The following is a 20,325-nucleotide window of genomic DNA, read 5'->3' as shown; positions in this document are numbered from 1 at the left end:
TGTGAAGCATAGTAATTAGAAATTTGATGATTACATCGATTGAAAAAGCCACCGGTAGGTGGCTATTGGATTAGCCAAAGCCGTGAGCTTTAGGCTGCTGTATGCGATGACGAGTAACGCCTTGTTCGCGACGGAAGCGCCTGCCTGCACGATTGCAGGGGAGGATTACTCCGGCAGCCTGCTTAATGCGACCGCGATACTTCTGTATCGTCTTCAGGAATGAAGCCTGTGTTTCATCGAAGAAACAGATGTTGCCGCTCATAGCGATTTCCTCTGTCTTCTCGATGAGTGTATTGATCAGATTGTGTTGCTGATCGAGGGTGATCATTTCAGATACCTTTCGAATTTCTCCGATTTGCTCGAAGAACTTCTTCAGGAGAGTGCCATCTGTCATGCCTTGCTCTTTGAAGCGTAGGCAGAAGGATTTAGTGCCGTCTTTACGAGAATATTCGTAAACGGTACACATCCCTACGACCGTATCAGTGATACGTGTCTTGAATGCATCAATACAGGAGATATCGATCCAGATGTGGTCACATGTGACGTATGGGCGGTCAATAAAGCGAACCGAATCATCACGATGTGTGATACGGACATTACGCAGGCATGCGAATTTCTTGTCTGGGGTAGGTGACTTGATATTGACTACGGTGCCCATGAAACAAGCTGATTCACCAAGGAATTCAGCAAGTTGTGAGCGATCGTATTGATCGAAGGGGATGTTATCCATGAGTAGTGAGTTATATGTTGTACACAATTAAAAAGAGACACCGGCAGGTGTCCCTTGTGTGGCATCAGGCAAAGCCTTTCTTAGATTTGTGCTTGCGCGTTCCTTTAGGAAGAACCATCATCATTTTGGGATGGTCTTCATGGAAATACAGGACAAGGGAGGTATTGGTCGAACAAGTGATTCTTCCTTCAGAAGCATTGTAATCTTTAAATACTTCAAAGTAAAAAGTATCAGCTAGATCGCTTAATGTTTTACGATCAGTTATTTCGATATGCCCGACTACTCCAGCTTTGTCTGGATTAGGTGCATCTTTGGAATGTAGGCTGAAGACCCAAACAGCAGGAGCAATGATTTGGTTGTCAATCTGAGATGCGACTTGTTGTGGCATGTAGAGGTAGCCCAGTGATGTTCTGGGGATAGGGATATTGCTCTGTGAGAGCACGAACTAAAAAAGCCGCCATACCTGGCGGCCATAGTTACGCCCATGAAAAACATGAGCGGGGAGGCATATAAATATGCGGTAGCGACGCCCAACGAATTGAGCGGAGGATGGCACCTGGCGCACTGTGGATCACGACTACCGTGGTAGTCAATAAAGCATGTCTTTTATCTGCAAAAGCGTTACACCCTGGTCTGTAAATCAGAGCTGTCTGACATTACATACAATAGGGGTAACAAGTGTAGAAATGTTATGGCTAATCCTGGCGCACACCGGTTGAGAGAGTTGATGAATGACCTCGGTGGTGGTCTTAATCGTATGGATGACCGAGTGCAGGAATTTGCTCGGAATACATATGGACGTATGGGTAATTATGTTCCTGAGGGAGCAAGAGGTTACTTAGATGATGTAAGTGAACTGATTCATAAAGATCGTAGTGGTTTTGATAATAGCTGGCAAGGTAAGACTGCTTTGTATGGAACAAGAGCACTGCAAGCAGGTGGAATTACAGCAGCTGGTGCAGGTCTGATTGACCTCACCCATGCGATGGCAAGTACGTTTGGTGGACCCGCAGATGATGCAGGCCCAAACACATTGCCGATGTGATCACATAAAGCCCATACATGCGACACCAATCATATCTAGAGTAGGGTCGTATTCAGGTTCATAAGTATCATCTTCGTTGATGTGACTATTGAGATAGTCTCGTTCCTCAGCTTCGTATGCCGCTACAGCAGCTTCAGCCTTAGCGGCTGCTTCTGGTGTACGGGTGTCAACCTTTTCCGTAGGCATCACCTCAGTAGGTGATACGGGTGTGACGACATCCTCAGGTTTTTGAGGGGTAGGAGTATCAGTCTCCTTGTCGGAAGACTTCTCCTTCTTGTCTGCCTTCTTTGTAGGCTCGGGATAACCGGGCTCACAAGGGATAGCAACACCTAACCCAGGGGAGCAATGTTTGCCATCAACACTTTCGAGTGAGACCCGAAAGAGTTTCCAGAAACGAGACTGCTCCTCACCTTGACGGTTAGGGTCAGGTATTGATTGGACCTTGGTAGATCCGACATGAATGAATAGGTCTGAACGACCGAATACTGGAAGTCGCATAATGCTCCTATGTAGGTGGTTAGTTGTCCTAAGAGGACACGATGAGAAAAAGCCACCGTCAGGTGGCTAATGATTAAGGACAGTTAAATGAATGATCAACATTGTTATCATTTAGTGCTGTATGAACAACTGCAGTGGCTACCGCAACAGCAGCCATAGGGGCAGCAACAGTTGGAGTTGCAACAACAGCTACGACTGCGGCAGGTGCAGTAACAGCGACTGTCTTGGCAACATTGACGACTTTCTTCTTGAAGGATTCTTCAAAGATTGAGTCTGAAGTCTCTTGTTGCGATTCATCCCAACGACTAGCAATGCCAAACCCTCTGGTGAGAGGTTCTCCTTCCATGTTTTCTACACACATCCTACGGATAGTCCAGGTACCAGGTGATTCTTGTGATGAATCATCGGTAGGTATTTGCTGTACTTGTATTTCTCCGATGTGAATTCGTTTCTTCATTCCCCATATTTTATATGAAGGCATTTGTTATCTCCTGTGTAAGTGGTTATTTGTCCTGTGAGGACACGATGAGAAAAAGCCACCGTCAGGTGGCTATATGGGTCAGCCAAATCCTTGGCGCTTACGGCGGTCGGAAGCCTTGGCTTCACCGCGAGCGCGTTGAGCATTTGCTCTGGACTGGGGTGATGTCATTTCGGCATCAGCAACAGCTGCCCAGAAGGCAAGCTCTTGCTTGTCGGAGGGGGTTAGTTCCATAAGTATTTAGATAGTGAAGGACATAGATAGAAAAAGCCGCCATACCTGGCGGCCATTGATATCAACCGCGTAGACGCTTGATATTCGCGATCTGCACATCAGATGCTTCTTTGATGGCATCTACGTTGCAGGTAAACCAGAAGGCGTAGAAGGCAAGACCGGCATACATGCCATAAGTGGACTGGTGGAAGGGCATGCCAAAGACATACCCGATACCACCAAGCATGGCGATGCCTAGTGCAATACCGACCAGAGCACAGGAGTAGATCCATGTCTCGGGGCGGCGCACAGCGAAGTCACCGATGGTGCGGTTGAGGGAATACAGAATGTGTGACATATCAGAGAAATATGAGAGGAACACGAATGAAAAAAGCCACCGGCAGGTGGCTAGTGGATCAGAGATATCTGCGATCAACACAGGTGTAGGTAGAGCCCATGAATGAATCGACAAGAACAATCTGATGTGTATCAGTTAGGTCCTTGCAGATGTCCTGTGCATAGGCTTCGGTCATCTTTGACCCTGCTACGCAGAGGATGAAGCCAAGACCCACGCCAAGGGTGATCGAGGTGAAGTAGGAAGACATTAGAAATATGTGATGAACACGATTGAAAAAAGCCACCGAGAGGTGGCCTTAGGTTCTGCATCAGATCAGAACATCCCTGCACTCCTTCACCTTGCGGTAGTGGGTGCGTCCTTCAAAGGATGTGTATGGATACAAGACCCACACATCCTTGAGGACAGTGAGAGGGGATGCCAGCCTGATGATGGACTGAGCGTTCTCACACCGTTGGATGCGAGATGCGTTATGCCATGCCTCACGCTGAGCAAGTTCTGCTTCAAGTGATGCAGAGAAAGGGACAGTAGTCATTGGAATCTTTCGATTGAACACGAAAGAAAAAAGCCCCCGGCAGGGGGCTAATGAATCAGGCAATTGCCTTGTCAGTGACATCCCTCCAGGAGGGGTTGAAGTCACTGGAGATGACCATCACAGATGGGTCACCCAAGACACGCCTGAAGTAGTGGCAGCGGCACATGTAGTCGTGCACTGCCTTGTCAGTATCTGAAGGACTGAGAACAGTGAAGGTGTACTCAATCTCTGGATCAGACACAACCTTCTTCGAACCATGAATGGAACGAATAAGTGCGTCTGCATCGAAGAGCTTTGAGCCTTCAATCAGATGACTGAGGAGATTCGTCAGGAACCCCATCTGTGGTGCGACGTACTCGGAGTCGAGGAACATCAGCACATCAGGTAGCCCATGCTGGGACATACCGATGGAGTAGATGAAGGCAGGACCTTCCTCATCCCCACGGACCATGAAGAAGCTGAAGCCATGCTTCTTAGCAGTAGCAAGGCGTTCCTTCTCATATGGGGTGATAGGAGCTGAAGAATTAGTGGTAGTCATAGTGAATGAATAATGAATGAACAACAAAAGAAAAAGCCTCCAACAGGAGGCAATGGTTCACAACCCAATTGGTAGTAGCAAGAGTGATACAGCCAGATAGATGTAGAAAATTTTCATGAATGAATATGTAATGAACACAAAAGAAAAGAGACACCGGCAGGTGTCCCCATTGATTAGGCGTAGGTCTTGCCTTGGATAAACAACAGGTGACGGGGGTCAACCGCCGCATCGTGTGATGCACAGCTGACTGACTTCACTTGCTGGCAAGCAATAGACTTACGGATGTGGAGAACCTTCTGATCTTCACGGGTACGGGACTTCATCTTGATGATTACATTGAACTCCCCGAGCAAGAGCAACCGGCAGGTTGCGGATTGGATTGCAATTAGATTGCTACTCAATGAGAAAGGAATCTCTTATCTGATTAGTTGTTAACCCTCGTAGTTATCACAGCTAACTCAAACGATTACACTTGCGTTGATCAACAGTTGCTAACTCAACTGTGATTCAACTGTGAATTCAAATAATATATTGAGAACAAAATAGTTTCAGCTACTAAAAGAACGCTGACTTCTATTGCAATGACACAAGTTGTATAGCTACTTATTTTTTTTTGTTTGACCGCCCATCGGGGTACGGAGGGTATTAAGCCCCCCAAGCGCGATGTACCATTTTTAACCTCCTATGGCGTTTTTGTCCGACATTTCCTGGGAGGTAGTGTGACAAAGAGGGGGGGTCCGTATATAACCGTAATTTTTTATTTCGTCAAAAAAGCTCTCTATAGAAATTTTTCTAAAACTGATTTTGGGTATATAGGAGACTTTATGTTTCCTTAACTATTCGCCAATCTGCTTAACTATCACTTGCCTCACTGTCGCAAATTAGTAACAGATAGAATGATTATTATTCTCGTAATAAATACATGCCCGGACCGAAGAAAAAGCCTGACTTGTCTAAACGATATAAAGAGACTAGTGGGAAACACATAGTTTCACCTGACGGAGCTCATATGAAAATCGGTGGATCAACGTTCAAACGCACCGTTCTACCTAGCGTTGCTACTAAACACGTGGAAAGTGAAAGCCTTGCTAGCGAATTAGAGGAGCTTGATGCCCAGCCAGTGAAAGAAGCCGATATCGACATCTGATCCCCCAATCGGGTGAGTAGATGCAGGAGCAAATCCCCCAGATAGGTGATGTGGCAAGGGTAATGGTCGAATTACAACGGATGTATGCACAGGCAAGACGCCGTGCTTCATCTCATATTCGTTTCAACCATGACCACTACAAGCAAGCGCACCAACCACAAGCAAGTCCTCGTCCGTCATTGCCCAAATGCAAGAGAGACCTTCAGTGCCGCCAGATTTCTGATGGCGCAACAAACTGTCTATCCAGTCAAACCTGGCTCGAAGACAGAAGCTTGGTTCAAACCCTTCTTGAATCATTTCATGACGATTGAAGGAATGGTGTTCAATACCCAACCCTTTGAAAAGGTGAACCTAAAATCCAACATAAAACGCTCTGTCAACCTCATTTCCTTGGCAACTGTTTGCTTAGTAGCGGCAGAAGATGAGGTTACATCTGTTTTTAAGGATGCTCCTTATCCTCAATTAGGTGAGGATCTGAAGATTGTGACAACCAACAGTTATATGGAGGGTGATTTAGTTCGATTGAATGTGCTTCCACTTGAAAATGAGTGGGGCTTACAGGTTGCTCATGACTCAGTAACACTGAAAAGTGATTATCTGCAACGCCTACTAAAGGCGCGACTAGTTGCTCTGCTGGAAAGTATTGAATGGACATATGAGAATTTGTTTCAGCTAATTCAAGATTTTGACCTTGTAAGTCGTGAGGTCTTTAATAATCAGCCGTTTTGGTTAAGCGATAGAAAGAAGATGCTTACTTACTCCACGCCATTGGAACGATTGGATGGTTTGAAGCAAGTGGTGGATTACTCGGCACATTTAATGAAACTGCTTTTGAAAGACGGAGTCATGACGTGTGCTGCTGAGTTGTTGAAAACACAAAGAGGGGACCATAAGGTGCAGCCTCTTCATGAGTTGGATCCGCAGTATCTGTCACTGCTTCAAACAGACATGCGGCTTCGGATCAGGACACTTGAAGCAGGGCCATTTCTGCTGAAGGACAATCCAAGGCTGTGGGAACACACCGGCTTGGAATAAAGCCTGATATTTCATCCGTTTGGGGGAGACTCAATCCCCCATCTGGGGGATGAAAAGCCAGTCCACGACAGGATATAACTAACTCATGAAAGAACTTCGCACCTACGCCGTCACCATCCGCAAGAGCGGCAGCCGCTATGAGCGCCGCATCATCGTCAGGTCCTGCGTCAGCCCAATGGCTGCTTGCCGTGTCGCCCACCTGACCAAGACACGTCCAGGGGAAACGGCGATCCTCGCCTATGCGGGGCGTGCATTAACGCAATAGGTCTGCACTATCGGGAGCAAACAAACCCGAGAACCATTGCTAAAAAGAACTATGACAACACTTCAAATGCTTCAATATCCAGATCTTACAGATGCTGAGAAAGCAGTCGTTGATGCACAGTTATCTGATCACGGTGAAGGGTTTGAGATCCACCGTATTAACAGCGAACTCTTCTATGCAGATGAGTACACAACGTGGTCAGTACAGATACCGAGCGAGCATGAGGAGCTGTATCCAGATCTCTTTGCTGATCAAGACGTTGGCTGTACAGACCCAGCTACCATCACTAAATCACGACTGCTTGGACTGACTGTTGATTTAGCTGATGACGATGATGCAGCACTCAAGATTATTGCAGAGGATTATCTAGGCGTTAAGTACGAGCACATCACCGACATCACTGTCGCCACTTGGTAAGTATCTCCACTTCTCCTTTAAATAACCAGAACTTAGTATGAGCGCATCAATAAGCAACGAAGAATTATTGGCAGCTATTGATGCAATGCACGGCTGCGGCAATGAGTCACTAGAAAACTGGCAAGACAAGCTCGACTTTGGCTACGAAGAGTTTCTTGAGCAATTTAATCAAGCCAAATTTGATGGGAAGAAAACTGAAGCAGAGTTAGAGAGTGTTCTCGATGAATGGCTAGGCGCAGAGAACATTGAACTTTGCCCAGAGAAGCAAGCAAAGCTTGTCACATTTATTGCAGGTATAGCAACTAGTGGCAGTGACAGTTGGGTAAGGGGTCATGAAGCCTTGAAATACTCAATTGCTCTTACAGATGAAGTATCTGAAGAAAGAGTTGAGCAGATCGATATGGCTGACTTTGCGACATACGTTGACGATGATGTTGTAGGTCACGGGGTTACTGGATTTCAGTACATATCGGCGGCAGTGGAATGGTGCAAGAAGTCAATCAAAGAGGATTTAAAAGATGCAACAGATGAGGAAAAAGCTCAGTTCTTTGAGAGTGCCAACTATGCTTACTCTTACGTCGGAAACTGGGAGTTCGGACAAGATGCAGTAGCATTCGTCCAACGTAATCCAGAGTGGCGCAATAATCTTTGGTTGTTTTATTTTGAAAATGAGGATTTTATTTCAGACAGTTATGAACCGCTGTTCATGGATCAGTGGTTTGTGGAGGAGTTCCAGGAAGAACTCAAACTAAATGCCAAAGCGATTTACAAGCGTTGGTGCGATGACGGCAACGAAGATCTATACAACGCATACGGACCAGAAGTAGAAGAGATCTTTGCCCAGTCTGGTGTAGTAACTAATACTGTAGCCTCCTTCCCCGAGTTCAAGCCAAAAGTCACTGGACGTAGCCGTTTACAAATACGAGAGGCTTTTCTTGCTGCTGCCGTTGGTGGAGCAGAAGATACAACTGGCATCTGGAAACTTCTAGAAAGCAAAGCGGGAACAGATGCTTATCCAGAGCATGGCCGGGAGATGCAAAGGCTTGTGATGTATATCGCTTCAAGACTTGAGAAGTCAAATAGCAATCTTGCTGGTGAACTAGAGACATCAACCACAGGGTTTCATATCTACAACATGATTGATAATCTTGTTCAGAATCGCAGGTGGGAAAAGTTTGAGCTGCCTACTGACACTGTAGAACCTGCTGTAGAAGAACCCAAGAAAGAAGAGCCAGTAATCGAGCAAGACACTACTGATGACAGATACGCCATGCTTGTCTTAATTAGTGAAGACGATTACGAAGATTGCATCGCTGGTGATCCTGATGAAGAAGGCGACTGGGAACCTGTTATTAATCAAGCAACGGATGCAAAATGCTGGCGTTACGTCCCCGCCAAGGCGTACCTAAACGAGAACGGTGAACGCCTGTCTGAAGAAGAGCACGCCAAGAAATACAAGATGAGCCTGGATGTCATCAGCTTTGTTGAGTGCTGCTATAGCCCGAAGTGGAGCCACGGCTTTGACTATTCACCTCTGTGGGAAGCAGCAATGTCTGATGGCTCAATAGATGGTGATGAGGTCGATGTTGACCAGCTCAGCCAAATGATTAAGGACCGAAAGTATTGGGCAGGAGATAACGGTGGATATGTTGTTGCGGATGCAGGCAGTGACCTAGCGACTTTGGTCCAACGTGGGCTTGATGGATTAGAAGGTAATGCATGGTTGAGTGGTCACCAGAATGTGGCAGCCTCATTCTTCCTGGCAGAAGCTTGGGATAGCGGTATGAAAGCCGTGCTTAGTGATTTTGCTCAGTATGTACACGAGCAAGAGGTGTCAGAAGAAGAGTACTTAAATGCTGGGAAACCTGTAGTCGAAAACTATGTAGCAGCTCTTCTTGGCGAGCAAAACATGAAAGCAAGTTTCCAATGGGCTTGGGACACATTTTCTCAGGAAGCTGATAACCCCTTCACAAACCTGTCGTTGGCTTATATCAAGCGTCATCCAGAACACCGTGATGCTCTTTGGGAGATGCTGTTTGCAGGTGACGCAGGCTCTGATAATTGGGAAGAGCTTTTGCAAGGTCAATGGTTTGATGAGTTCAAAGATAAGATTGAATTGTCAGCTAAGACAATCAATCACGAGTGGGGACAAGGTGGTGACTTCTCAGACTTTGGAGCAGAAGTTGCTGAGGTTTTCAAAAGAGGTCTATCACTTTCCACAACACCTGCAACCATTGATTTCAGTGGCAAACGTGTCTGTGTAACAGGCAAGCTCAGTCAGACCCGCAAGGAAGTTGAAGCATTGCTTGAGGCTGCTGGTGCAACCATTGCATCAGGCGTCAGCAAGACCACCGACTTCCTGGTGGCAGGGGACGAGAGCGGCAGCAAACTGGCGAAGGCTCAAGAGCTTGGTGTCACTGTGCTTACTGAAGAGCAGATGATGGCAGCGCTTGGTCAGGCTGAAGATGAATCAGCCGAAGGAGAGATATCAGACGATGAGTGGCCTTCCTTTTGCGAACAGCTCCACAGTGCAGGTAACGATCCTGATGCCTTTGGCTATGTGCTCGGACAATATATTTTGAACAATGCATTCACGGAAAAAATGATTGGGAAGTTGAAGAAGATTTATGCGTCAACGAACAGTCAAGAACTGAATCTATTCGATATGCCTTCCGAATCGGATTTCGTTGAATACTGCAAGAAAGCCGTGGTGGAATATATCCAAAGCGATGGTACATATCAAGTTGGCAACAAGCACTTCAACTTTGGTCAGCTGTATTTTGCAATTGATGCTGATACGGTAGAAGATACTGCAAAGCAAATGCTCTCATTTGCTCAACAGAATGCCGACAAGCCACACATAATGGAAAGGTTTACATCGTACCTACTTGATTCCAGTGAATCTGGGATAGGAGATAATTACCTGTGCTTAATGGAGCCATTCTGGAGTGCAATTAAACCGTACATCTTAGATAGTGAAATGCTTGATGCCTTCACCGGATGCACAGATAAGCTTTATTGTGATGACATGAGTGCGGAAATAGCTGAGTTATTTGAGCAACCTGATGTCCGTAAAACACTTGCAAAAGGAGGAGTCACGGTCTATACAAGGACGCTTAAGGATTAAGCCATTCCTCCCTTAGTCCTCACAACTAATTCACTTTATTATGGATTTAAATCTCACTCCCGGCGATCAAGCCATTCAAGATGCTTCATGCATAACCATCTACTGGAATGCCAATGAGTATCAAGAATTTAGCGAACAGCAGACATATAAATCATTCGCCAACGAGGAAGAGGCATACGACTTTATACAAGCCCTATACAGAAACTTAAACAAGAAGCTGACAGTCTGCCGACTAGAACTGACGATTGATGGTGAAGTCAACCAAATTCTGCCTGACAATACTGAGTACGAGCAGTGGGGGATAAACGCTCGTTACTCCAGCTATGAAGATGAACGAGACATTGTTTCGCAAGATCCTGAGTATGTAAATCTTGTCGGGGAGTCAAACGATGACCCTGAGACAGCCCGTGAGATACCAGTGCCTGAATTCATGGACCTCATCCGTACTGGCCAGTATCCAGTCATTCCTCCTGTTGAGTGGCAGGCTCAATGAGCTTGTGCTCCGCCTTCAGGCTTTTGATTGTTGATGTCAAGGTAGTCAATGCATTCTCATACTCTGATTTCCTAGCTTCGAGTGATGCGATTTGCTTTTCAGCTTCGCTCTTCTTCAGTTCAGCCATCTGGCTATCTGAAATAACGACCACACGATCACGAGTAGGGAATCCAAACTCGTTGAAAAGAGTAAAAGGGGAAGGTGCGAACATTTGATTATTGCGATTAGTAATAATCTATGTGATTACTATGAAGCAGGTTGTTCGGCTTTTGCATGGGATAACCGATCATCTAAGCTATTACTTCCTTTTTCTAAAGCTATTCAATTATCTTGTAAATATTATCATTGATTATCACGGATTCATTTTGTTGAAGCAGTAGTCGATATTTCTGATATTGCGGGTACACTCCCACTTCCCGTGCCCATGACATGATTGATGGGTGTATCTCACCTGTTGTTTTATTTTCTACTTTAAAGAACTCTTTTGCTTTGCAAGAGCAGAACTTGCATCCTTTGGTCTTACCTGATTTGGCATTGCATAGATTGAGGTTTACTGTTGTGCTACATCCTTGACAGATTGCTGGCACTGAATAGTTCGTTGGAGGAAGTTTCTTCCAAGGACCAGGAAGCGTTAGCCACAATCCATATTGCTTCCATGCAAATTGATAGTGACTTAAATTGAATCCAATAGCACGAGCAAACTCACGAACAGGCTGAGGAGGTGTCTTGAGACCTAAAGCCTTAATAGCATGAGGAACATATCCACCATGTTTCTGAATATGTTCCAGTATCTGACGATATTCTTTAATACGTTTCTGATGGTCAATGCTTGGTCCAGGTAGATTTCTGTTCCTACCATATTTAGATATTCGTAATTTGGCGAATACCTTAAAGATTGCTGGTTGAGATACACCAAACTCTCCAGCCCAAAATTTCTGTGACTTTCCTGAATCTTGTATTTCTTGTTTACGGGCTTCAACCTTATCGATCAATCTATTTCTAGGTAAAGCACGTTTAGCCCTCTTTAATGCAACTCGAATACCAGCTAGTGAAAAACCAACTTTAGCTGCGGCTTCGGCTCGCGTCATTCCATTTAAGCAAAGATACTCAAATTTATTCAAGAGCTCATCTGTTATTTGTTTATTCCTCCCTAAATTAGACATGCTACTTATTACTATTATCTGTAATGATTATAGGTGAATGTTAAGTATTTGTTGAAGGCCAAAAATTTCTTTGCTGTCCTGCTGATAAATATTTAGTGTCGGACATTTAGATAGAATAAGGAATATATTTAGTCGTAGTAGTAATGAATATCAGAGGTCGAAGATTTGCTGGAATGGAATTGGCTGGACAGCCTATTCAAAACATAAGTCAGCAGCTAAATGATGCAATTAATAAACTCAATCAAATCAATGTGAATGAGACACGAGGGTTCCCTTCTTCGGGGTTTAACGAAACAATCTTGGTGCCTGGCACAGATGCTCGTGTTGATATCAGGGCCAGCCGATCAGGTCTTCCTAACGCCTCGTTTGATCCCAACGAAACTACAATTTATGGAAACCCTGAGCAGATAGCTTTAATCGCTGACAAAAACAAAGGTGATGTTTTTTCCTTAGCTTGGTCTGTCGACGGTAGCTACGACAATGGTTCCCCTCGTAATGAGAGTGCCGCTGAAAGAAGCAGGCGTGTCAAGATCGCTAGAGCAGCAGACAGAGGGTTTGATAAAGCAATTAAAGATTTGCCTGAAGGCAGTCTTGTTGAAAATTCTCCAGTTGGTGCAGCTGCTGGTGATTTTGGTAGAGCTGACATTTACATGCAAAAAGGGTTCGGACCTTTGCAGAATGATGGTCTTCAGTATGGATTAGTTGAAAACGGAAGGATCAGACCTGTCTCTCCATTTGTTGTAAATGAAATGCATGCTCAGCATTTAGCTGAACGAGCTAAAAATGGAGGCAATACTCAGTTGTCGTCAGCTATCTCAAAAGAATTAGAAAGGCGTAAGTCTTTAGATCTAGAGAACAATTATGTAGGCAAACAGCCTGAGTATGACGATGACTATGGTTATGACGGCTATGATGATGGTCCTCCGCCTCCTGTAAGAAGACGTGAGTTTGAGAATCGCTTAGAAAGTGGACTTGATATACCTTACGACTACAGTGGTGATATCGATGAACAGTATCCTGACGGAATTGACGTTCGTCGAAGAGCAGAAGGAGTATTCAGGGAAGTTGACGAGTATGGTCGTCAAGATGATTTGGACGATGCCATCATTGCTGAAGGTGTCAGAAGAGTACGTGAACGTCAGTTAGAAGATATCGGTGATGGGCGTAATCGAGAAGCTGGGGCCAATATGGATCTGCTGCAACGCCTTAATCCTCGTCAGCTGCCTCAGCCAATATCAGCAACTGATCTGGACAGGATGCGGAATGCTCCTGATGATTACTCATCGCTTCGAACGGAATTACCAGCTAATACTCCAAGAGGTGAAAGGCGAGATGCATTTGTAAATGCTGTCCGAAATCGAATGGAAGCACACCCAACTGGAGCAGACTCAGCCCCTGCTGAAATACGCAACTCTGCTAAGCGTAACTTGATTGATATTTATGAGGAGACACCGGGTGGCCGTGTTATTGCACAAGAGTTGTTTAACCCAGGTGATGTAGAGAACCTGCGCCAATGGCAAGTCAATCAGGCTATTAACTGGCCGCTGCCTGCTTACACCCAAAGACCTGCACCTCCAATCCTTGATACTCAAGGGCGTGCAATGGGTCCCGCGCAATACAACGCTCATCCTGATGCACCTTCTCTAGGACAATCGAATTCATTCGGTCGTAGTACTTCTACAAATGCTCAGAGAAGAGAATTTGAAAATAGGGAACGGAATCCTTACTCCGGGACACCTTTAGCAACTGGAACCCGTGAAGTTCAATGGAGAGCTAATCAACCTGCTGAGAATTACGCAAACATTGATTCTTTGCAAGGCGTTGAACTGACACCAAGTCATATGCGAGTCAACGTTGTAATGGCTAATGATCGCATTGGAGCAATGGTTCAAAACGGAACCTTGCCAGTGAATACACCTAGAAATCCTCAGCAGATGCAGGAGTTCTATGGATTGCAGCCGAATTTCGATAACCTGCCTCAAGACTTGATGCGTATTAGGGCATTCAATGGACGCAATACAGCACCCTCTGATTTCTTTGATCGTGATTCTGCACAAGCATTAATCAATCTCAATGCAGCACAGAATGAATCTGGCAACATCTTGCTTGATTCAGTCAATGCAATGAGTAATCAATCGCAATTCAACATCGGCGAATCTGCACGTATCAGACGTATTCAGTCCACTCAGCCTTTTAATCCCAACTTTACAAACCCCATCGCTGATGAGCGTCAGAACAGAGAAGGTCGCAGACGAGCTAATCGAAGGAATGATCGTTGGGGTCCACCAATTGATGTACGACCCGATCCATTCACAGCATCTGTCCGTCGTCAGATGGAAGAACGTGCCATGCAACAAGCAGACAACCTTTCTCCAGATCCAGGTTGGTCTCTTGGCACCATCAGACGAGTTGACCCCAACTCGACTCGTCAGGATCTAGATGGCATCTCGTTTGCTGAACTTGGTATCGATGCGCAACGCCGAACTCAGCAACGCTCTCAATCTCCTGTTCCCTCTGGTTTAAGTCTTGATGAGTTCCTGGATTACACAGCAGACAGCACACCAGGAAACACTGTCGCAAGAGCGCAGCCAAGAGAGTCAACTCGTTCTGGTTCTACTTCTGCAGCATTGGCTAGACCTGAGAACCGGATTGTTCGTAGGCGTCGGCAAGCCGAAAGCTCAGCCGATAGATGGAATACAGCACCACTTGTTCCTGAATACGATGATATTCCGTTCTAGGTAGAGTGTTTAAAAGCAAAGTTAATCATAGATATAAAAATAATGTGGACCCAAGGAACCTCACTTCATAAATTCAAAGGGCTTAAACCGCCCGTAAAAGTTTATTCACATAGCCCTTACTTAGGACTTCCGTGTTTGCATCACGAACATGGTGATACTGAAGTTTATAGAGACGGGCATTCCCATGCTTGTCTTGCTTGTATTGAAAATATAGAAAGCTCTAAACTATCATTTAATCTTGATCGCTTAAAGCCTGAGCATCGTAAGCAAGCACAGAGCTTCTGGTCCAAAGTAAACATCGCATCCCTAGATGATTGCTGGCAATGGACTGCTCCCAATGTTCCAAAAATGGGCGTCGCTTTTTATTGGAAGCGTCCTCCTATTCGTAAAGTTTTTAAATTTCATGCAGTTCACGTTGCTAGTTGGCTGACCTGGGGAGATATTGGTAGACACGAAATCATCTCACTGTGCGGGCAGAGACGTTGTGTTAACCCTCTACATCAAATCCCATTAACACCAAGTGGTATTGGAATCATTGATGACATTGATATGACAAGCCTTTCTAAAGATCTTGAAATTTTAAAGCAGCAGCTTACGAGTGCTGCTCAGCATAATTTATTCTCCCCTTCTATTGAAGAACAAATTAGGCAAGATCCGAATGCCAATAGATATATGTCGAAGTACAGGCAAGCTTTAGACGATGTTGCTGATCGATACGAGTTAGCTTTATACGAGCGCAACGAGCATATCTACAATTCCACCCTTGAATTAATTTAGTGTCCGACAATCGTTAAACTAGATGTATATAGATAAGTAAGCAAATGTTAGATCAATCGTCATATCTTGGTTATCAACCCTCTAATACTGAAGTAGCGGCTCAAGAAGAAAACGAGTCAAACAATCTTCTGACTTTATTAGGTGGCGGATCTTTAGGGACTGGGCTGGCTATTGCAGGTGACATTACACAAAGAGCTAAGTCTAGTAGTGGTGAAATCACACGTGAGTCGCTGCAGAAAGCAGCCAATGAATTTGGCATGGATATTAAAACTGCTGCTTCTGTCATTTCTGGTAGATCTCAATATGACAAGGATCGCAAAAATAATATTTCAACAGAACCAACTATTCGTAAATATGCTGAGAGGAATGCTGGAACAGATAATTACATTAGTACTGATTTTGAGCCTGAATATACACTTGATGATCATCTACATGGACGCGAGCCTCAAAAGCAAGGGTATAGAAAAAACCGTCTAACTCAAGCAGCCATCGCAGCTAGAAGTGCCTTTCAACCTTCAAGTGAAGACTTCATTGCTGTAAAACGCGAAATCAATAGAAGACAAGGAAAAAATCCTGAAGGCCCACGCGGTGAAGTAGCTGTTGACAGAATGCCACTGGTTGATGGTATTAGAGAAGTTTTTGGCGGATATAGTGACGATCATATGAACGTTAGAAGAAGCCAAAACATAGACCTGATGAAACAAAATGCACATCAACAGGTTGGCTCAATTTTAGGAAGAACAGCATCTGATGCTGTTAATAATGGTGTAAGAAGTTTTTGGTGGCTAGTTAATGCACCACAAGCTGTGAGTGATTTAGTATCAGAACAAGGTGCTGGTTGGATGAACCGTGATGGTTTGTATGGTGCTGATGAATTAATCAAATCAGAAGCTGAGAATCGTCAGTGGATTGATAGTAAAGGCGCAGTCATGGATAATGATGTCCGTGTTCGTAAGCCTAATGTTCTTGCCGATGATATTGATTTAGATATTCTACGGAAGTACATGGATATGTATCCTGAAGCCAAGAATCGTCGTATACGCGATCTTGCAGAAATTGAAAGAGAAAAAAACCTTGGCAAAGATGAGGCTGAAATTAACAACCTAATTAAAAATAAAGTTAGTAGATATGATCCTATTTATAGCAGGAAGCGAACTAACAACAATCTATCTACCCTCCTCGCCTTACCTGCAGCCGTAGGTATTAACGCAGGTTTAGGGTTGGTTACACCGTTCGGCGGATCAGAAGGACGCAAGGCTATTTTTCCGTCTGACGAAGATCCATCTAAGACGAGTAATGTTTTCACGGAAATAGCAGCCAAATATTTTCTAGGAAGACAAGGAGATCTTTTGCCTTGGGAAGAGTTTAAAAAAGTACGACCTGATGTATCTAAATCAGATTACATGAGCTACAAGGGTTATCGGTTTAATAAAAAAGAAGATTGGAATATCTTAGACGGTGACTTTAATATTGCAAATGGAATCCTAAAAGGCGATGCAGATGGTATCGACGGCGCTGAAATTATGTTCTTAGGCAAATCGATGCCTGTTAATACTGTTCTTGCCCCTACAGGATTAGCAGTTATCGGCGCTGCTGCTGGAGCAGGGCTTGGAAAACATGGCATCCTCAATCTCACTGGACTGGAAGACGATGAAAAAGATCTTGCTTCTTTAGAGAAGTTTTACAATGATTACTCTAGTGATGAGGCTAATGTGACGCATCACTATAACCTTCATGATGATCAAGTAAGACGAGATGTGCAGAATATGAAAAAACAGATTGACGAAAGAAAGCCCCGCATTGAAGCAAGACGAAAAATTATGGACAATCCTCTTATGAGAGGTATTGGTAATCGCCTTAGAAAAACTAATCCTATCGTTACCGGATTGGTTGGCGGTGCAGCTGCTCTAGGTGCTGGTGCTCTTATTGGTGGTGAAGCAGAGCGACGTCGCCGTGAAGGCAAAATCCAAGAACGCCAAGAGCGGGGGTATTGATCATGAACTTCGGAAGTATTACGCGATTTGCAGGTGACCGAGTAGGTGGAATGTTTGGCAGTGCCTATAACGCTGTTGATAATCAGCTTGGAGGAATTCTTCCAGGTGGAGTAGATGTCAATGCCGGTGGTCTTGTCAAGAATGTTGTCAAGGATTCATTGCCAGGAAAACGATCAATGATTGGTGAAGCTGGTGCAAAGAAAGCAAACTCAGTTGCAGGTCATTTGGCTAGCGGTGATGTTGATAGAGCAGCAGTAGGTACTAGAGCTGGTGCAGCCACTGGCCAACTTCGTGAGCATCTTGTAGAAGAAGGCGTCGAAGCAGGTGCTAAAGCATTAGCTAGGCGTGCTGGGACATTCTCTATTCCTGTCGTGGGTCCAGTGCTTGGAACTTGGGACACCGTGAATGATGCCAAGAACGCATACTCATCTGTGCTTGAAGCAACAACAGGCAAGAACCTTGATCAACACGTGGACATCATGGCTCAGACCAGAGATAAAGGTCGTGGTCTTGCTGCACTATTTCCAGAAGCTGGATCAGTGATGCCAAGTGATGGAAGCATTCCAGAAGTCAGACAAGGCAGACAGCAAAATCCAATTGCTCAAGAAGTCAAAGCACGTTTTAACGACGCTGCCTCAACTTTCAATCCACTCAAGGGTGAGTGGGGTTTGAGTGAGATGTTGTGGGGTCGGTAAGCATTTAACCCATCACGTGCTTCACGGTCATCGGATCTTGAAACTGCGCAAGATTGCCCGTTCCGTACCTCTGATCCTGTAGATACTTCTCGTGATCGTCAAATTGATTACGCAACCTATCTAACTCATTCGGTTCCATGTCTCTCAGCTGACGTTCCCCAGGTCCGCCATGTGCTGGATTCCTAAGGTCAGGCTGGTGGAACTGATGTGTGTTTCCGCCTTTGTGGAAGTACATCGATGGATCACCATCATTAATGACACCTTCCTTGCCTTCATCTAAAAATGCATGACCACTTGCCTGAAGTATGGCTGGCTGCTGCGCAATTCCTGGAATCAAACGACCCGCAGCTACTTCTCCTTTAACTCCCTTTACGTAAGCATCCTTAAGGTCAAAGGCATGGGCTGCTTGTTGCTGAGAATGCTGCATTTGATCATGTCCGACATATTTATATATTCTACAAACTAATATGTACTCTTCATTTGCTTATTTGTTTGAATGATTTCATGAACTGTTCGCATAGATGATCACGCAATTGGTTCACACGTGCTTCGTCATAGGCTATAAAGTTTCCTCGCTTCTCTGCTTTCTTGTAGTAATGCAAGGCGTTGACGATGATTGTGTAGTCTTCTATTGAAATATCTATGTTTACATTCATTTTCTTATTGGCTTCTTGGCTTATTCTACAAACAATGGTTGCCATATTTATATGTTTAGTGGTATGATTTTTAAGGACAAGGTTTATAAAATAATGACTCCAGATATTCAGTTCCTCCACCATCGATTAGATTCTATTGAACAAAAGCTTACGCAAGTATTGCTTGCAATTGAAGAGACGGAAACAGAGCAATGGATCACAACAGCGAAAGCTTGTCAGTTGATGTCTATTTCTGACAGGCACTTAACCCGTCTCATTGCTTCCGGTGTGATCCATGGTCCTGCGATTAAAAATGTTGGGACCGCTAAGCGTCCTAGGTACAGGTATCACAGAACAAAAATGATGAACCAGTGGCTCAAGCGCGTTTCTTCAACTGCTTCTTAAACATCGCATCCATATGTGATTTGTTCAGCCAACGCCGATACGTCTCTGTATGAACCCGAACTGAGTGACCCATCAACTTGGCAGATAAATCGCTGTTGTATCCATCCGCCATTAAGCGAATCGCATATGCATGTCGCAGTGTGTAAAGCGAAAAAGGAAGTCGAGCAGGTCTTGTACGAATGCCAGGTCGCCCTGGCTTTTTTTCTGCAAAATAATCTGAAGCAGCTTTCGCAACTGTTTGATAAGACTGTGTTGGACGATGCTCTTCTCTCAGGTTTAGTTTTCTGACCCACTCAGGCTTGCAAGGCCAAGCTTCTCTTGCACCTGTTTTTCCTTCTGAAATATCAAGCCGACCATCTGCCGTTAGCGATGAATAAACGATCTCATGTGGTCTGATGCCATACGTGAGCATGATTCCGTATAGCCATTTCCAATGTGGAGCGTCAATTTCTTCGTAATAACCCAAGAGCTCTTCGTCTGAAGGAATGTCTCTAGGAGTTAACTCAGCAGCTGTGTAACCAGCGGATGCTTCAAAAATCGAACTCCGGTCAAACTGCTTCCAACCCTTGAAGGCAATTGTGATGCTGTAGATAGAGCCATCTGTTTTGCGAGCGGCAAGGCTTGGATTACTAAGCAGTAGATCCCTTAAAGCAGCTTCATCCACCACTGCTACTGGCGCAGAACGCATGCGTTTGTATGCAGGTGAAAACTTTTTGCCCCAAGCCGTTTTCCAGCTTTGCTCCACGCCTGGATGCTTGTGTCTAAAAGTCTCCTCAATAGCTGAGGCAAATTCTGCTGGGGTGATGCCGTCAGCTGCGATGCCTTGTGCTCTCTTCTTCAGTGCTTCCTTACTCCAGAGAACCCAGGAAAATGTCCCGCTTTGGATCTGTTCATCCAACTCCAGCGCCATTGCTTTCAGCAGTGCCACGTTGTCTGGAGTGGCCTTAAGCCCTGTACTGATGGTTTGATATGAGGTTGCACGTGCATCCGCCTTCTTAGGCAGTGTTGCTCTGAGTTGATAGGTGTTGAAACGCTCAGCCAC

General features: G+C 44.9%; 24 protein-coding genes. 12 read left to right on the top strand and 12 right to left on the bottom strand.

All coding sequences use genetic code 11. The features are described 5' to 3' along the window. Positions 1-70: 70 nt before the first annotated feature. On the bottom strand, positions 71-730 hold the full coding sequence (locus tag SYN8016DRAFT_RS03730) for a hypothetical protein (RefSeq protein WP_006852924.1): 660 nt from the start codon (positions 728-730) through the stop codon (positions 71-73). 64 nt (positions 731-794) lie between these two features. Further along, a complete protein-coding gene (locus SYN8016DRAFT_RS03725) occupies positions 795-1,172 on the bottom strand; it encodes a hypothetical protein (RefSeq protein ID WP_141561345.1) in 378 nt (125 codons plus the stop codon). A 285-nt stretch (positions 1,173-1,457) separates the two neighbouring features. On the opposite strand from SYN8016DRAFT_RS03725, the gene SYN8016DRAFT_RS14885 reads away from it, so the two are divergent. Beyond that, entirely contained in the window at positions 1,458-1,775 is a 318-nt protein-coding gene (locus SYN8016DRAFT_RS14885) for a hypothetical protein (protein WP_159098295.1), read from the top strand. Here SYN8016DRAFT_RS14885 and SYN8016DRAFT_RS03720 read toward each other — a convergent pair whose 3' ends face one another. The 6 genes from SYN8016DRAFT_RS03720 to SYN8016DRAFT_RS03695 all read right to left on the bottom strand — a co-directional run bounded on the left by SYN8016DRAFT_RS03720 (position 1,776) and on the right by SYN8016DRAFT_RS03695 (position 4,392). After that, entirely contained in the window at positions 1,776-2,273 is a 498-nt protein-coding gene (locus SYN8016DRAFT_RS03720; protein ID WP_006852921.1) for a hypothetical protein, read from the bottom strand. It abuts the gene before it with no gap. Between the two features lie 73 nt (positions 2,274-2,346). Next, complete coding sequence (locus SYN8016DRAFT_RS03715; RefSeq protein WP_216725570.1) at positions 2,347-2,754, bottom strand: hypothetical protein; 408 nt, start codon at positions 2,752-2,754, stop codon at positions 2,347-2,349. A 78-nt stretch (positions 2,755-2,832) separates the two neighbouring features. Next, complete coding sequence (locus SYN8016DRAFT_RS15270) at positions 2,833-2,985, bottom strand: hypothetical protein (protein WP_006852919.1); 153 nt, start codon at positions 2,983-2,985, stop codon at positions 2,833-2,835. A 61-nt stretch (positions 2,986-3,046) separates the two neighbouring features. Further along, entirely contained in the window at positions 3,047-3,400 is a 354-nt protein-coding gene (locus tag SYN8016DRAFT_RS03710) for a hypothetical protein (protein ID WP_141561343.1), read from the bottom strand. A gap of 229 nt (positions 3,401-3,629) precedes the next feature. Further along, positions 3,630-3,854 carry a hypothetical protein gene (locus SYN8016DRAFT_RS03700; RefSeq protein ID WP_006852916.1) on the bottom strand — a complete coding sequence of 75 codons (225 nt, stop codon included), beginning with the start codon at positions 3,852-3,854 and terminating at the stop codon, positions 3,630-3,632. A gap of 55 nt (positions 3,855-3,909) precedes the next feature. Beyond that, positions 3,910-4,392, bottom strand: coding sequence for a DUF4262 domain-containing protein (locus SYN8016DRAFT_RS03695; protein ID WP_006852915.1), 483 nt, complete (start codon positions 4,390-4,392; stop codon positions 3,910-3,912). 922 nt (positions 4,393-5,314) lie between these two features. Here SYN8016DRAFT_RS03695 and SYN8016DRAFT_RS15620 point away from each other — a divergent pair. The 6 genes from SYN8016DRAFT_RS15620 to SYN8016DRAFT_RS03660 all read left to right on the top strand — a co-directional run bounded on the left by SYN8016DRAFT_RS15620 (position 5,315) and on the right by SYN8016DRAFT_RS03660 (position 10,876). After that, the gene (locus SYN8016DRAFT_RS15620; protein ID WP_006852914.1) at positions 5,315-5,539 is read left to right on the top strand and encodes a hypothetical protein; all 225 of its coding nucleotides are present in this window, start codon (positions 5,315-5,317) and stop codon (positions 5,537-5,539) included. Positions 5,540-5,668: 129 nt separating this feature from the next. Further along, positions 5,669-6,574 (top strand): hypothetical protein, encoded by a 906-nt coding sequence (locus SYN8016DRAFT_RS03680; RefSeq protein ID WP_141561342.1) that lies wholly within the window; start codon positions 5,669-5,671, stop codon positions 6,572-6,574. Between the two features lie 85 nt (positions 6,575-6,659). Beyond that, positions 6,660-6,839: a hypothetical protein gene (locus SYN8016DRAFT_RS03675; protein ID WP_006852911.1), complete on the top strand. Its 180-nt coding sequence runs from the start codon at positions 6,660-6,662 to the stop codon at positions 6,837-6,839. A gap of 51 nt (positions 6,840-6,890) precedes the next feature. Beyond that, positions 6,891-7,256: a hypothetical protein gene (locus tag SYN8016DRAFT_RS03670; RefSeq protein WP_006852910.1), complete on the top strand. Its 366-nt coding sequence runs from the start codon at positions 6,891-6,893 to the stop codon at positions 7,254-7,256. A 37-nt stretch (positions 7,257-7,293) separates the two neighbouring features. Next, positions 7,294-10,383, top strand: a complete 3,090-nt coding sequence (locus SYN8016DRAFT_RS03665) for a BRCT domain-containing protein (protein WP_006852909.1) — start codon at positions 7,294-7,296, stop codon at positions 10,381-10,383. A 40-nt stretch (positions 10,384-10,423) separates the two neighbouring features. Continuing rightward, positions 10,424-10,876 carry a hypothetical protein gene (locus SYN8016DRAFT_RS03660; protein WP_006852908.1) on the top strand — a complete coding sequence of 151 codons (453 nt, stop codon included), beginning with the start codon at positions 10,424-10,426 and terminating at the stop codon, positions 10,874-10,876. Here the strand turns inward: SYN8016DRAFT_RS03660 and SYN8016DRAFT_RS03655 are convergent. Then, entirely contained in the window at positions 10,845-11,087 is a 243-nt protein-coding gene (locus SYN8016DRAFT_RS03655) for a hypothetical protein (RefSeq protein ID WP_006852907.1), read from the bottom strand. The two genes, SYN8016DRAFT_RS03660 and SYN8016DRAFT_RS03655, sit on opposite strands and share 32 nt — an antisense overlap. A 106-nt stretch (positions 11,088-11,193) precedes the next feature. Next, positions 11,194-12,039 carry a hypothetical protein gene (locus SYN8016DRAFT_RS14880; protein WP_006852906.1) on the bottom strand — a complete coding sequence of 282 codons (846 nt, stop codon included), beginning with the start codon at positions 12,037-12,039 and terminating at the stop codon, positions 11,194-11,196. Positions 12,040-12,212: 173 nt separating this feature from the next. Between SYN8016DRAFT_RS14880 and SYN8016DRAFT_RS14875 the strand changes: the two genes are divergently transcribed. The 4 genes from SYN8016DRAFT_RS14875 (at position 12,213) to SYN8016DRAFT_RS03610 (ending at position 18,243) form a co-directional block, all read left to right on the top strand. Continuing rightward, positions 12,213-14,777 (top strand): hypothetical protein, encoded by a 2,565-nt coding sequence (locus tag SYN8016DRAFT_RS14875; RefSeq protein ID WP_141561341.1) that lies wholly within the window; start codon positions 12,213-12,215, stop codon positions 14,775-14,777. Positions 14,778-14,912: 135 nt separating this feature from the next. After that, positions 14,913-15,554 carry a hypothetical protein gene (locus SYN8016DRAFT_RS14870; RefSeq protein WP_141561340.1) on the top strand — a complete coding sequence of 214 codons (642 nt, stop codon included), beginning with the start codon at positions 14,913-14,915 and terminating at the stop codon, positions 15,552-15,554. A 44-nt stretch (positions 15,555-15,598) separates the two neighbouring features. Further along, positions 15,599-17,548 (top strand): hypothetical protein, encoded by a 1,950-nt coding sequence (locus tag SYN8016DRAFT_RS03615; protein WP_006852903.1) that lies wholly within the window; start codon positions 15,599-15,601, stop codon positions 17,546-17,548. 2 nt (positions 17,549-17,550) lie between these two features. After that, a complete protein-coding gene (locus SYN8016DRAFT_RS03610) occupies positions 17,551-18,243 on the top strand; it encodes a hypothetical protein (protein ID WP_006852902.1) in 693 nt (230 codons plus the stop codon). 4 nt (positions 18,244-18,247) lie between these two features. On the opposite strand, the gene SYN8016DRAFT_RS03605 is transcribed toward SYN8016DRAFT_RS03610, so the two are convergent. After that, on the bottom strand, positions 18,248-18,670 hold the full coding sequence (locus tag SYN8016DRAFT_RS03605) for a hypothetical protein (protein ID WP_006852901.1): 423 nt from the start codon (positions 18,668-18,670) through the stop codon (positions 18,248-18,250). 244 nt (positions 18,671-18,914) lie between these two features. Here SYN8016DRAFT_RS03605 and SYN8016DRAFT_RS15255 point away from each other — a divergent pair, with 244 nt between their 5' ends. Next, positions 18,915-19,283, top strand: coding sequence for a hypothetical protein (locus tag SYN8016DRAFT_RS15255; RefSeq protein WP_159098292.1), 369 nt, complete (start codon positions 18,915-18,917; stop codon positions 19,281-19,283). On the opposite strand, the gene SYN8016DRAFT_RS03595 is transcribed toward SYN8016DRAFT_RS15255, so the two are convergent. Next, positions 19,255-20,325: a hypothetical protein gene (locus tag SYN8016DRAFT_RS03595; protein ID WP_141561339.1), complete on the bottom strand. Its 1,071-nt coding sequence runs from the start codon at positions 20,323-20,325 to the stop codon at positions 19,255-19,257. The genes SYN8016DRAFT_RS15255 and SYN8016DRAFT_RS03595 overlap by 29 nt on opposite strands.

It is taken from the genome of Synechococcus sp. WH 8016, from assembly GCF_000230675.1.
Taxonomy (GTDB): domain Bacteria; phylum Cyanobacteriota; class Cyanobacteriia; order PCC-6307; family Cyanobiaceae; genus Synechococcus_C.
This window is presented reverse-complemented; position numbering and strand designations above follow the sequence as displayed.